The 11,827-nt window shown below is 68.4% G+C and carries 10 protein-coding genes and 3 pseudogenes; 8 read left to right on the top strand and 5 right to left on the bottom strand.

Annotated features, from left to right (window positions below; genetic code table 11):
- Nucleotides 1-150: 150 nt before the first annotated feature.
- Both ACIQTP_RS45265 and ACIQTP_RS45260 read right to left on the bottom strand, forming a co-directional pair.
- Complete coding sequence (locus ACIQTP_RS45265) at nt 151-1,134, bottom strand: TIGR01777 family oxidoreductase (protein ID WP_403411649.1); 984 nt, start codon at nt 1,132-1,134, stop codon at nt 151-153.
- Between the two features lie 229 nt (nt 1,135-1,363).
- Nucleotides 1,364-2,002 (bottom strand): TetR/AcrR family transcriptional regulator, encoded by a 639-nt coding sequence (locus tag ACIQTP_RS45260; protein WP_403411646.1) that lies wholly within the window; start codon nt 2,000-2,002, stop codon nt 1,364-1,366.
- Nucleotides 2,003-2,123: 121 nt separating this feature from the next.
- On the opposite strand from ACIQTP_RS45260, the gene ACIQTP_RS45255 reads away from it, so the two are divergent.
- Complete coding sequence (locus ACIQTP_RS45255) at nt 2,124-3,035, top strand: alpha/beta fold hydrolase (RefSeq protein ID WP_403411643.1); 912 nt, start codon at nt 2,124-2,126, stop codon at nt 3,033-3,035.
- 138 nt (nt 3,036-3,173) lie between these two features.
- Here ACIQTP_RS45255 and ACIQTP_RS45250 read toward each other — a convergent pair whose 3' ends face one another.
- Nucleotides 3,174-3,764 carry an AAA family ATPase gene (locus ACIQTP_RS45250; protein ID WP_403411640.1) on the bottom strand — a complete coding sequence of 197 codons (591 nt, stop codon included), beginning with the start codon at nt 3,762-3,764 and terminating at the stop codon, nt 3,174-3,176.
- Between the two features lie 818 nt (nt 3,765-4,582).
- Nucleotides 4,583-5,167: a helix-turn-helix domain-containing protein gene (locus tag ACIQTP_RS45245; protein ID WP_403411638.1), complete on the bottom strand. Its 585-nt coding sequence runs from the start codon at nt 5,165-5,167 to the stop codon at nt 4,583-4,585.
- 118 nt (nt 5,168-5,285) lie between these two features.
- On the opposite strand from ACIQTP_RS45245, the gene ACIQTP_RS45240 reads away from it, so the two are divergent.
- From ACIQTP_RS45240 to ACIQTP_RS45220, 5 genes and pseudogenes are all read left to right on the top strand, one after another.
- Nucleotides 5,286-6,122 carry an EamA family transporter gene (locus ACIQTP_RS45240; protein WP_403411635.1) on the top strand — a complete coding sequence of 279 codons (837 nt, stop codon included), beginning with the start codon at nt 5,286-5,288 and terminating at the stop codon, nt 6,120-6,122.
- A 49-nt stretch (nt 6,123-6,171) separates the two neighbouring features.
- Entirely contained in the window at nt 6,172-6,819 is a 648-nt protein-coding gene (locus ACIQTP_RS45235) for an FMN-binding negative transcriptional regulator (RefSeq protein ID WP_403411632.1), read from the top strand.
- Nucleotides 6,820-6,864: 45 nt separating this feature from the next.
- Nucleotides 6,865-7,572, top strand: a complete 708-nt coding sequence (locus ACIQTP_RS45230; RefSeq protein ID WP_403411629.1) for a B3/4 domain-containing protein — start codon at nt 6,865-6,867, stop codon at nt 7,570-7,572.
- Between the two features lie 715 nt (nt 7,573-8,287).
- On the top strand, nt 8,288-9,454 hold the full coding sequence (locus ACIQTP_RS45225) for a PP2C family protein-serine/threonine phosphatase (RefSeq protein WP_403411626.1): 1,167 nt from the start codon (nt 8,288-8,290) through the stop codon (nt 9,452-9,454).
- 15 nt (nt 9,455-9,469) lie between these two features.
- Nucleotides 9,470-9,633: pseudogene (locus ACIQTP_RS45220) on the top strand (Hsp20/alpha crystallin family protein); the annotation flags it as partial.
- A gap of 47 nt (nt 9,634-9,680) precedes the next feature.
- On the opposite strand, the pseudogene ACIQTP_RS45215 reads toward ACIQTP_RS45220, so the two are convergent.
- Nucleotides 9,681-10,017, bottom strand: a pseudogene (locus ACIQTP_RS45215) (MerR family transcriptional regulator).
- 547 nt (nt 10,018-10,564) lie between these two features.
- Between ACIQTP_RS45215 and ACIQTP_RS45210 the strand changes: the two are divergent.
- On the top strand, nt 10,565-11,014 hold the full coding sequence (locus tag ACIQTP_RS45210; RefSeq protein WP_403411623.1) for a DUF5133 domain-containing protein: 450 nt from the start codon (nt 10,565-10,567) through the stop codon (nt 11,012-11,014).
- Between the two features lie 720 nt (nt 11,015-11,734).
- Nucleotides 11,735-11,827, top strand: a pseudogene (locus tag ACIQTP_RS45205) (hemerythrin domain-containing protein); the annotation flags it as partial.

Below are 11,827 nucleotides of genomic sequence, written 5' to 3'. Positions count from 1 at the left end.
GTCGACCCGCACCTGCCGAGAAGGTGCCCGCCCTCCCGCACCGGAGTCAGTTCTCACCGACGTTTTCGGGCACTGTGATCGACGAATGCCGCCCGAACTCGGCGACACACGGTGTCGGCTGTCAGGCTCCGGTCCACTTCTTGCGGTCGTCTACACAGCGTGGCTCGATCTACGGGGCCGCCCCGAGCCCGCACGAACCAGCCTGGCCCGCTGCACGAGGGACGTAGCGGCCCTTTCCCACTCGGGATGCGCGAAAGCGAACCCGGCTGCGCCCAGCCGACCCGGCACCACCCGACGGCTCTTGAGCAGCAACTCCGTGTCCGAGCGCAGCGCGAACGCCCCCAACTCGGCCATCCAGCGCGTCGCCGGCAGCCCCACAGGGACGCCCCAGGCCGTGCGCAGCGCCCGCATGAAGTCGCGGTGCGGAAGGGGGCCGGGCGAGGCGAGGTTCACCGGCCCCTCGAGGTCGTCCCGGGCGATCAGGAACTCCACCGCTCGCACGAAGTCCTCGTCATGGATCCAGGAGACGTACTGCGCGCCGCCGGCCACCGGACCGCCCAGCCCGAGTCGTACCAGCCGTGACAGTACGTCGAACACACCGCCCCGATCCGGGCTCATGACCATGGCCGAGCGCAGGGCCACCTTGCGGGTCACAGGAGTCGGCGCCTCGGCCTGCGCCCGCTCCCAGTTCTGCGCGATCTCGACGCTGTACGCCCAGTGGCCCGGCACCCCGGCCTCCGAGCCTCCGATCACCCCGGTCGCCTCGTCGTGTGCCGCGTCGAAGCGGTGTGCGTAGACCGTGGCCGTACTCATCTGCAGCCAGACGCGCGGCGGCCGCGCGGCGGCGGCGATGGCCTCGCCGACCACCCGCGCCGAGTCCACCCGGGAGTCCAGCATGGCTTGCAGGTTCTCGGTGGTGTAACGGCAGGAGACGCTGCGCCCGGCCAGGTTGATCACGACATCGCAGCCGTCGATCGCCGCGGCCCAGCGGCCGAGCGTGGCCCCGTCCCATCCGATGTCGTGCGCCCGCGCGGGACGCCGGGTCACCACCGTGACCTCGTGGCCGGCCGCCGTCAGCGCACGGTCGAGAATCGTGCCCACCTGTCCGGTTCCCCCGGGCAGCACTACCTTCATCGAACCCCCTCGGCTTTGCTCGGCCTCAGCGTAGCCTCCTTTTTGAACGCGTTCAATTTGGAGTCCGGTGCCGAGGCCGACGACTTCGGGACGCCGCTGGTCAAGGCTCCTTGTGCTACTGGTGGGCGAGCCGCAGGGCGTGCAGCCGCGCTCGGACGTCATAGCGCTTCTGCCACTGCGGGCACCACGGCGCCGCCGCGGTCCTCCAGGACGTCCACGAGACAAGACGTCACTCGCGCGTCGGCCGAGTCGGAAGGTCACGTTCACCGCCGTGGAAGATGCGATCCAGGTGGTGGTCCAAGACGGCGGCGGCCGACTCGGGGCTGCGCTGGCCGACGAGAATGCCGGTGCCGAGTCCCGCGGACATGGCGAGCAGGCCGGCTGCCTCCAGTCGCGGTTCCACACCCGGCCGGAGCAGACCGGCCTCCCGCGCCTGCTGGAGGAATCCGGTCACGGCGTCCTCAGCGGCATCGGGGTCCTTGATGAAGGGCTGGGCAGCGAGTGCGGGGTCATTGACGGCCAGCAAGGCGTATGAGGTGTACAGGAAGTGGAAGGTGCGGCTCTCCTCGTCCGTGGGCAGGGCCGCCATCAGCAGCGCCTCGATCGTGGCGCGCGGCCCGGGACTGTCCCCGCTGTCCTTGATCCGGGTGGCGACCCGCGCCCCGAACCTCTGCGTCAGGTACTGCAGCCCGAAGAGCAGCAGCTTCTCTTTGGTCTCGAAGTAGTACTGCACCAGTCGCAGTGACACGCCCGCCTCGGCCGCCACATCGCGCATTCCCACGGCATGCAGCCCGTGCCGCCCGGCAACCCGGACGAGCGCCTCGGCGATCTCGGTACGGCGCTCCGCATGATCCACGCGCTTGGGCATCGGCCTCTTCTCCTCCGCTCGTCGTTTCGCTGGTACGACCCTGCCGGGACTCGTTGATGGTACAGCGGTATCATCATGGTGGTACGTTCGTACCACAAAGGAACTGAACCAGGAGGTGTCTGTGCCCGAAACCGCTGACCGCCCTCAGGCTGACGTCGGCCGCTACGTGAGCGAAGCCTGGCGCGACCGCTACTTCGCGGCCTGCGACGCGGTCTACGCGCTGGGGGCGCCCGCCCTCGCGGAAGAAGACGTGGAGACATCCTTCGGCGCCACGCACGTCTACCGCTATGGTCCTGTGGACGCTGCCGCCCGGTCGCGCATCCCGGTCGTCCTGGTGCACGGTGCGGGCTCCTGCTCCGCCATGTGGTACCCGAACACCCGCGCGCTCAGCGACGATCGCCCGGTCTACGCGATCGACACCCCGGGTGACCCCGGACGCAGCGTGCAGCGCGAACCCATCCACCAACCGGAACGCGCCGCACAGTGGCTGGACGAGACACTCGCCGGACTCGGACTCGACCGCGTCCACCTCGTCGGCTCCTCTTACGGCGGTTGGCTCGCCCTGAACCAGGCGCACCGCAGGCCCGACCGCCTCGCCTCGGTCACGCTGCTCGACCCCGGCGGCCTGGAGAAGGTGGGACTTCGCTTCTTCGTCTGGATATTCGCCAGTCTCTTCGCGACCTTCGCCCCCAAGGCACTCCGCCCACGGCTGGCGGCCTGGCTGGAGCAGCCGGTCCTCGTCGTGCCGGAGCTACGCACGATGATCAGAACAGCCGTCCGCGCCTACCGCATACGCCGCCCGGCCCCTCTCCCCCTGACCGACGACGAGTTGTCCACCATCCGTACCCCGCTCTACCTCGCGCTCGGCAAGCGCAGCCTGCTCGTGCACCCACAGCAGCAAATGGAGCGCGTGCCCCGCCTGATACCGGGAACCCGGGCAGAGATCATCACCGGCACAGGTCACGGACCACAGATCGACCACGCGGAAGAGGTCAACCGTCGAATGCTGGACTTCATGGACTCCGTCGACTGACAATCGCCGCCGATGAGCCCGAGAACCGAGGACCTCAGCCTCAGTTCAGCCGGTCCCTACTCCATGCCGTCAGCCGACGCGGACTACTGAGGTCCGTGCCCCCTCCCAGCTGTTGGGAGTGGCTACTGCGGACCCTCCCTACGCAAGCTGCGAAATGATGTCTGCGATCATCGCCACCCGATGGGCCACATCACCGGCCGGGACGTCGATGAGGTCGTAGCCGAACTGCCGGTAGCTCTGCTCGTGGATCCGCTCGAACGCCAGCGACTCCTGGAAGCTGATCCGGCGGGCGGCAGTTGGCTCGCAGAACCCGATGTTGCGGATGAAGAAGACCTGCTGTTCATAGACCCGCTCGTGGGTGATTCTGTCGATCTCGAAGGAGAGCACCTCCGGGACAGGGCGTCCGAGGTATGCGCTCAGGGCGTAAGTGCAGATCGGAGACCTGTCGTAGATCTGGAGGGGCACGTCGCTCGCTGTGGACTGCGTTTGTCGGCGGCGCTGCAGGTCCGCCACCTTCTGGACAAAGGCTGCCTGGTTCCAGGGCTCGGCATCCCCCTCGGCTTGTTCGCGCGTGATGACCTCAGTCGCTGCCTCGTCAACGACATCGAACCCGCGTTCTTGCAGTTGTCGGAGGATCGTTGTCTTTCCTGCGCCGGGCGCGCCGGTGAGGATGTACCGCTTCGTCACGAGTTCCTGGTCCCATTCCTGTTGGCTGATACGCAGGTTCATCCACCCCCGTAACGTCGGTGATGCGGACGGCGAGGTGGGCGCTCCGCTCACGCCGAGCACGGTGGGGCCATCTGAGTGCGGTGTGGATATGGACATCGAGCAGCTCGGCCGGGAGCGGCGGGGGCAGTTCGGCGGCGAGTGCGATGAGGGCTGCGGTCCTTGCCGGTCTGACCTTGATGCCGTGGCACGCGAGTTGGTCGTTGAACGCCTTGCGGCTGAGGGGATGGCCGGGCAGCGCGCAAGGGAACAACCGTGGAGTCAGGTTGGCCAGGCGGCGGGCGAGAGCGGAGCGCTGACGGGGTGCCTTGGCGAGTTGGTGAACGAGTTCGGCCAGGCTGGGCGCTATCCACAACGCGAGTTTCCGAGCTGGAGGACCATGCTATCCGAGGTGCCGTGTATCTGGTCGGTGGTCAGGTACAGCAGACGTTCGCCGGGGATGCCGTAAAGGAGGGCGAGGGATCCGGCGGCGGGGAACTTCCAGCGCCGTAGACCGTCTTCAGCGGCACGGCATCCCGCGACGCCGCCAGCCGCGGCGCCCGGTTCAAACGTGTGCAGGCACTCCCCCGGCCAGCCGCACCGGCTATCGGTGACGAATGCACAGAACAGCCGCTGCACCACTTCCCAGGACGGGCGGTAGACACCGTGACGGGCCCGGGTACTTGCCCGCAGCGTCCAGCTGTACGGGCCGGCCCGGGGCTTCGCCCGGATCCCGGTCGCGTACAGCGAGGTGGAGCACCACCGCGTAGGTGCGAGTGTGAGACCAGGACCCCAGGACCAAGGGGGGCGGCGCCGCTGCGGCTTTCCCGAGTGTCGTCAGCTCAGGATGTGGAAGCGGGGCCGGGCGGCAGGTGGACCGTCATGATCAGGTGACAGGACTCGGTGCCGACGCCTCGGTAGGTGTGGGTGACGTCGCCGTCGAAGGTGGCGGTCTGTCCGACTTCAACCGGGTGCTCGGCCCCGTCGACGATCAGGGTCATCCGGCCGGCGGTGACGCTGACGGTTTCTACGACTCCCGCCTGGTGGGGGTGGCTGGGGTACTCCTCGCCCGGTTCCAGTTTCCAGCGCCAGACCTCGACCGGCGCCGGGCCCGAGGTCGTCAGCATGAGCCGGGCCTCGCTGCCCTGCGCGCCGGTCCACAACGGCATCACGGCGTCGGCGGCCACGACACGGACGCGACCTTCGGACGGTCCCTCCATCAGAGCGGACACCGAGACGCCGAGGGTGTCGGCCAGTCGGACCAGGGTGGCGAAGTTCGGGTTGCCCTGCGCTTTCTCCAACCCGACGAGGGCCCCCTTGCTGACCTTGGCGCGACGGCCTAGCTCGTCCAGGGACAGGCCCGCGCGGGTGCGGGCCGTCCTGACGTTGTGCGCGAGCGTCCGCAGGGCTGCCTCTGTCTCGGCCATCCGATCACCATCCTCGCCAGTGGACCACTTTGATGCACCGCCCGGTCGTTTGGTTGACACGGGCCAGTCGATTCGTTGTACCGTTTAGTCGTTCCATCGCAATCGTAAGGGATGTACCGTGATCGCTCTGCTGCTGGCCCTGGGCAGCTCACTCGCCTACGGATGCGCCGATTTCCTCGGCGGCCTGGGGGCCCGTAAGGCTCATGTGCTGCGCACCGTGATGATCGCGGCCCCGGCCTCTCTCGCGGTCGAGCTGCTGCTGTGGCCGTTCCTCGGAGCCTCGTTCAGCGCCGGCGCCCTTGGCTGGGGCGCCGCGTCCGGGATCGCCTCGGCCGCCGCATTCGCCCTGCTCTACCGCACCCTGGCGATCGGCCCGATGAACGTACTCTCGCCCGTCACCGCCCTCGTGTCCGCCATGCTGCCCGCCGGCGTGGGTCTGCTGGAGGGCGAGCACCTGAGCGCTGCCGGGCTGGTGGGCCTGCCGCTCGCGCTGGTCGCGGTGGTGCTGGTCAGCGCCGGACATGGCACCGGGTCGGCACGCCCGTCGCGCACCGCGCTGGTGTTGGCCTGCGGCGCGGGCGGTGCCATCGCCCTCCAGCTGATCTTCCTGCACCAGGCACCCTCCGACAGCGGCGTGGCCCCGCTGATCATCGGCCGGACGGTCTCCTCTGCCGTCATCCTGGTCGCGGCCGGCCTCATGTACCGCAGGCTCGGCTCCGAGCGCCCCGCGTACGCGATGTCGACAGCCGCCGGTGTGCTGGACTCCATGGCGAACCTGCTGTTCCTTCTCGCCGCCCGCAGCGGGGACCTCACCGTCGTCGCCGTGATCACCGCTCTCTACCCGGCCGGCACCGTCCTGCTCGCCCGCGGCGTGCTCGCCGAGCACATCCACCGCGGCCAGCTCGTCGGGCTGGCCACCGCCGCCGTCGCCGTCAGTCTCCTCGCTCTCACCTGAACCCCCCCTTCCCCGCCCCCATCTCCGCCGACTACCCAAGGAGCACAGCATGTTCATCCAGCCCTGGGACACCAGCCTGGACGAAGCCGAATGGCAGAGCTGGATAGCCGAAGGGCACGACTTCGGAATCCTGAGCGTCAACGGCCTGCCCGGCCACCCGCCCGTCGCCGTCCCCACCCACTTCACCAGCGACGGCGATCACCTCCTGGTCCACCTCGCCCGTCCCAACCCGGCCTGGAAGTCGATCGACCACGACCCGAATGTCCTTCTCACCGTCTTCGGCGACTACGCCTTCATCCCTGGCCCATGGCGCGCCCCAGCCGGCGCCCCGCCCACGGACGGCGTCCCCACCAGCTACTACACGGCCGTCCAGTTCACCTGCCGCGCCCACATCATCGACGACCCCGAGGCCAAGGCCGAGCTGCTGCGCCGCCAACTCGCCCACTTCCAGCCCGACGGCGACCACGCCCCCGTCGCGGTCGACCAGCCGCCCTACGGCCGGATGCTGCCCGGCATCCGCGGCCTGCGCCTCGAAGTCACCGGAGTGGTGGCCAAGTTCAAGTACGACGACCACAAGCCCGTCGAGCACCGCACCGCCGTCGCCGACCACCTCACCGCACGCGGCCAGGGTCTCGACGTGCCCACCGCCCTCCAGCAGCGCCGCCGTCTGGACCGTATCGGACCCTGGAAACCCTGACCCGCGCCCAACCGCACGCACGCACACAGGAACGGAACCCCTCCCATGACCGTATTCCGTCTCAGCCCCGCCGTCGCCGACGCCTTCCCCGACACCCTTGTCGCCCTGATCACCGCCACCGGCCTGCGTAGCCACGAATCCTGGCCCCACACCACCGCCGCCATGGAGGACCTGGAGCAGCAACTCGCCGACGGTGCCTGGCAGCCCGCCAACGAGACCGACCCCCGCATCGAGGCGTGGCACACCGCCTACCGCGCCTTCGGCACCAACCCCCGCCGCATCCGCCCCAGCGTCGACGCACTCGGTCGCCGCCTCGCGAAGAAGGGGGTCCTGCCGCGTATCAACCCGGCCGTCGACTCCTACAACTCCGTCTCCGTCCGCCATGGCCTGCCCGCCGGCGCCTTCGACCTCGACCACGTCACCGGCGACGTCGACATCCGCCCCGCAGACGGCACCGAGACTTTCACCCCGCTCGGTGAACCTGACACCACCGAGAACCCCAAGCCCGGCGAGATCATCTATGCGGATACCTCCGGCGTCCTGACACGCCACTGGAACCACCGCGACGCCCACCGCACCCGCGTCACCAGGGACTCCACCCACGTCACCTTCGTCCTCGAAACCCTCCACTCCACCCGTGACGGCGACCTTCTCAAGGTCGCAGCCGAGGAGTTGCAGGGCCTGCTCATCCCGCATGCCGAACAGACCGCCGTGCACTACCTCAGCCCGGCACAAAACCAGGCCATCGCCTGAGTCCTCCACCCGACCTCAGGCCCGCCTCAGCGCCCCGCCCGCCGACGCGCACCCAGCCAATCCAGAGCCACACGTAAAGCGCCGAGACGGCGAGCCCGGACGGGTGGACCTCCATGGCGTGACGGGGTCGACCTGCTGCTCGGGATACCCAGTAAGGACATACCGGTTTGTGGGACCGGATCCAGGGCCAGCACCGCTAACAAACCACCCGACGCAGGCCGCCGGACAGCTCGGTCTCGTCAGATCAAGTCGTCGTTCCGCCTGGGAGCGGATCCGCGCCGGGGGCGGGCGGTCACCGCTTTCCTGCCGCTGGCGGCCATCCGGTCGTGACTTGACACGACTGGAACCTGGACGAGCGAGCGGTATGACAGGTTCGACGCGCGGGCTGTTCACCTGCTGCGGCTGGGGGACGGCAGCGATGTAGGAGAGCTGCTAGTTCTCCAGGAAGCGCCGGAAGTGCGAGTCCTGTCCGTAGGTAGAAACCCAGCCGATGGAACCTGAGGCCGGAGCGCGTCGACGATCTGCGTCGGAGCCTCACTAACGGGATATCGCCCCAATCCGTCTGACAGGTTGTGACATGCCGCTGGTGGCGTAATGGGAGTGCCGCGCCGTCGGGTGGGGTGACTCTGTGTTGCGCCGGATGACGGGCACAGCCCGTGGGTGCACCCGTCGCACGAGTGGATCTTTGAGTGGATCCGGCCGAGAGGAACCGGAGATGGCTGAAGGATCTGCAGGGCTGTCCGGACTGCTTGCTGCGGCGGAGGCCCGGATGCCTGTTGAGTCGGCCGAGGTGGTCGCCTTCGAGCTGGCGAGGAGCCTGGACGCCCGATCCGTGTCCTTCCTGATCACCGACTACACCGGCAACGCCGTTGTGCGTCTGAGCAACGCCGACGCCGGCGAGGAGCGGGAGCACATCGGATTGCCCGGCACCGTCTACGAGCAAGTCCTGCGCGACCAGCGGGTACTCATGCGAGAGGGGCACCCTGACGGGCAGGTTCAGATCGTGGCTCCGGTGACCAACCGGGGGGATGCCATCGGACTTCTCGAGGTCTTCCTCTCTCAGGCCCCCGAATCCGCAACCGTGCAGGCGATCGTGGAATCGGCCCATGCTCTGGCCTACATCCTCATCGCCAACCGCCGCTTCACCGACCTGTATCAGTGGGGCCGGCGCACCCTCCCTGCAGTCCTGGCCGCTGAGATCCAGAACACTCTCCTCCCCGACTGCCTCACCTGTGAGGCACCGCAGTTCACGGTCTCCGGCGAGCTGATCCCGGCCGAAACGGTCGCCGGCGATACCTTCGACCACTCCCTCGACCGCCACACCCTGCACGTGTCCATCACCGACGCCATGGGCCACGACGTCCAGGCCGCCCTGCTGGCCACCCTGTTTGTCGGCGCTCTGCGCATGGCCCGTCGCAGTGGCGCTGACCTGGCCGAACAGGCCCGACAAGCCCATCAGGCCCTGCTCGACCACGGCTCATTCGGCTCCTTGGTCACCGGCCAGCTCTTGCGCATCGATCTGCGGACGGGAGGTGTCGGTCTCATCAACGCCGGCCACCCGTGGCCCTGGCTCCTGCGCGAGGGACATCTCCACCACATCACTCCCGAGATCGATCCCCCCTTCGGCGCCCCCCTGCCGCACCCACACCGCGTCCAGTCCCGCCAACTGCAACCGGGAGACCGCCTCATCCTGGTCACTGACGGCATGCTCGAACGCAATGCCATCGCCAAGGATCTTCCCGCCCTGATCGAGGGCACCCGCGACCTGCACCCTCGCGACACCGTTCACGCGCTGACGCAGGCCGTCCTGCGCACCCAACAAGGTGTCCTGCACGACGACGCCGCCGTGGTCTGCCTGGACTGGCGAGGCACCCGGGACTGAGCAGTTTCGTCTGGATCACCCGCCTCGGCAATGCCGAGTGATGCCTTCCGTCAAGGCAAGGAGTACGTGATCGCCCTCGCCCTGCCGGTGTCGCGAAGGGCGCGCTCGACATCGAGGTCGAGCGCCGCCCGGTCGTGAAGGCCAACGGCGTACAGATGGAGCTCTCCGAGCGGCCTCTTCACCAAGCTCCCGTCCGGATACACGCCGCTGTTCGGCCGCGCCGAACTCAGGCGTCCGCTGTGCGGCGCGGTTGAACACCGGTCCGGTGTTCTTCGTTGATGCGCCGGGCCTCTTCGAGTTGGTCTTCGAGGATGACGATGCGGCAGGCAGCCTCGACCGGAGTGCCCTGGTCGACGAGTTCGCGGGCGCGAGCGGCGATCTTCAACTGGTAGCGGGAGTAGCGGCGGTGGCCACCCTCCGAGCGCAGGGGCGTGATGAGGCGGGCTTCACCGATCGCCCGCAGGAAGGCGGGTGTGGTGCCGAGCATTTCGGCGGCACGACCCATGGTGTAGGCGGGGTAGTCGTCGTCCATCGAGACGACTCGGAGAGTTTTCTGCGGTCATTCGCGCCTCTGTCGTGGGAACACATCAGGGGCCCTGGTGCCGTACGGCACCAGGGCCCCGAGGGAGTTGAACACCATCTGCCGGCCTACTGCGGTGCCGGCCTTCTGTTTCCGCCCGCTCTCCCGGGAGAGGGAAATGCGTGCGGGGATCGCGTATGCGTGACCGTGGGACCACCTTCCGTTCCGGGGCCTGCGGTACCCGGGCCGACTACGTCCCTGCCCGGGCGATCCTGATGGCGTCTGCCTCCTTCTCCTCTTCCTGATCCATCTCTTGCACCTACGTACTGCCGGCGGCCCCTGTGAGCCGCCCAGCCCGGCAGCCAGCGAGAGGACCCCGAGACTGCTCCGGCCCCGCCGCTCTACTGCCGTGCCAATACCTGCTGGTGCACGGCAGTTTCGTGTCTGCCGCGCCTTCCTGACTTCCTGGCTACGGGCAAGACATTAACCCCCGCGATCACGAATGTCTACTCCCACCATGACAGATTTTCTGCACGCCGAACTGGTGGTGTTCTGTCGTCCAGGCATGTCGAAAAGCTGTACCGGGACGCATGGAAGCGGGGAGCGGGGGGGCACGCCGCCTGGCACTGCAAAGCAGGAGAACCGATGCACCAGGACACGAGTGTCGACCGGACCCCTCGGAGCGCAGTGGCGCAAAGAGCGCTACACCTCCTGGCCGAAACGTGCACGTGTGCGGCCACGGCAAGCGGGAAACCGGTCGTGAGCAGCACAAGACGAGAGGCGCTACTGCGATGCTCGAACCTCACCCCAAGGTCCTGCGGACACTCCTTGCACGCTATGCGGAGGCTCGCTTCGCTCACGCGCACAGCAGCGATCCGCGCACGGCCAGGGACCTTGACAATGTCGCCTACACGCTGTGTGTGACGACCGCGACGGCTACCGTCGAGGACGCCATCGCCGCTGCGGACGCGCTTCTGGAAAATGCTCGGAACGGCCAGAGGCCCCACGCAGCCGGGGCACAGGCGCAGCTCGCTGTGTAGACCCGCCACCACGGCTCAGTGCCACGCAGTCCGAGCCTGCGGCTCGCACGAGCGGGCCGGCCAGGAGCCGGCATGAGATCCCGCTGTGCAGTCGGTCGGAGCACGAGAAATGCGAAGGCGTAGGTCAGAGCGGGGTTCGACGGTGAAGATGCCCCGGTGCCTGTGAGGGTCGGCCCGTCGGCTGCCGACATCGCTCCGCCCACCGTGCGTGCACGTGCCGCATCGGCAGTGCGGCAACGCCGGGCGGGCCTCGGGCGGGCCGTCTGCGTCGCGGTGGAGGCCACGGGGGCCGTTACGGTACCGGGCACGGACGATGCCATCGACGAGACCTCGACGCTCGATCGGGGGGGATGTCGTAGACCACGACCAGAGACTGGGCGCGAAGGTCAGCGGGCCTTGCGGCTGCCGGGCGGGCCCTGCGGGTCGACGCCGGCGGTGGCGGATGCGTCCCTGGTTCCGCTGGGGCGCCGGGAGCGGCCCTTGGGGCCATGCCCTTCTCGTCACTACGGGCCTTGCTCTGTTCTTCTCCGCGGTCGCTTGTGCTCTTCACGGGCGCGCCGTGCGGATTCCCGGCCTCTTCACTCACCGGCGGACGGCTCAGCTCGGGTCATCGTTCCGAGTCACACGAACGTCGTCTGTGACAGATATGAGGCCGCAGTGGGTACTCGGTTCCCCTGGGCGGCACGGGTCGCCCGGGAAAGTCGATGCGGAGGGATACCTGTGGACGGGATTGTGCTGCTCAAGGAAGACCACAAGACGGTGGAGAAGCTGTTCAAGCAGTTCGAGAAGGCCGGCGACGACGCCCATACCGAG

It is taken from the genome of Streptomyces sp. NPDC090798 (genome assembly GCF_044768965.1).
In the GTDB taxonomy this organism is placed as follows: Bacteria; Actinomycetota; Actinomycetes; order Streptomycetales; family Streptomycetaceae; genus Streptomyces.
This window is presented reverse-complemented; position numbering and strand designations above follow the sequence as displayed.

Excerpts from the sequence above, each read along its gene's own strand:
- ACIQTP_RS45265 (WP_403411649.1), bottom strand. The coding sequence starts at position 1,134 with ATGAAGGTAGTGCTGCCCGGGGGAACCGGACAGGTGGGCACGATTCTC.
- ACIQTP_RS45260 (WP_403411646.1), bottom strand. The coding sequence starts at position 2,002 with ATGCCCAAGCGCGTGGATCATGCGGAGCGCCGTACCGAGATCGCCGAG.
- ACIQTP_RS45250 (WP_403411640.1), bottom strand. The coding sequence starts at position 3,764 with ATGAACCTGCGTATCAGCCAACAGGAATGGGACCAGGAACTCGTGACG.
- ACIQTP_RS45245 (WP_403411638.1), bottom strand. The coding sequence starts at position 5,167 with ATGGCCGAGACAGAGGCAGCCCTGCGGACGCTCGCGCACAACGTCAGG.
- ACIQTP_RS45235 (WP_403411632.1), top strand. The coding sequence starts at position 6,172 with ATGTTCATCCAGCCCTGGGACACCAGCCTGGACGAAGCCGAATGGCAG.
- ACIQTP_RS45230 (WP_403411629.1), top strand. The coding sequence starts at position 6,865 with ATGACCGTATTCCGTCTCAGCCCCGCCGTCGCCGACGCCTTCCCCGAC.
- ACIQTP_RS45225 (WP_403411626.1), top strand. The coding sequence starts at position 8,288 with ATGGCTGAAGGATCTGCAGGGCTGTCCGGACTGCTTGCTGCGGCGGAG.
- ACIQTP_RS45210 (WP_403411623.1), top strand. The coding sequence starts at position 10,565 with ATGGAAGCGGGGAGCGGGGGGGCACGCCGCCTGGCACTGCAAAGCAGG.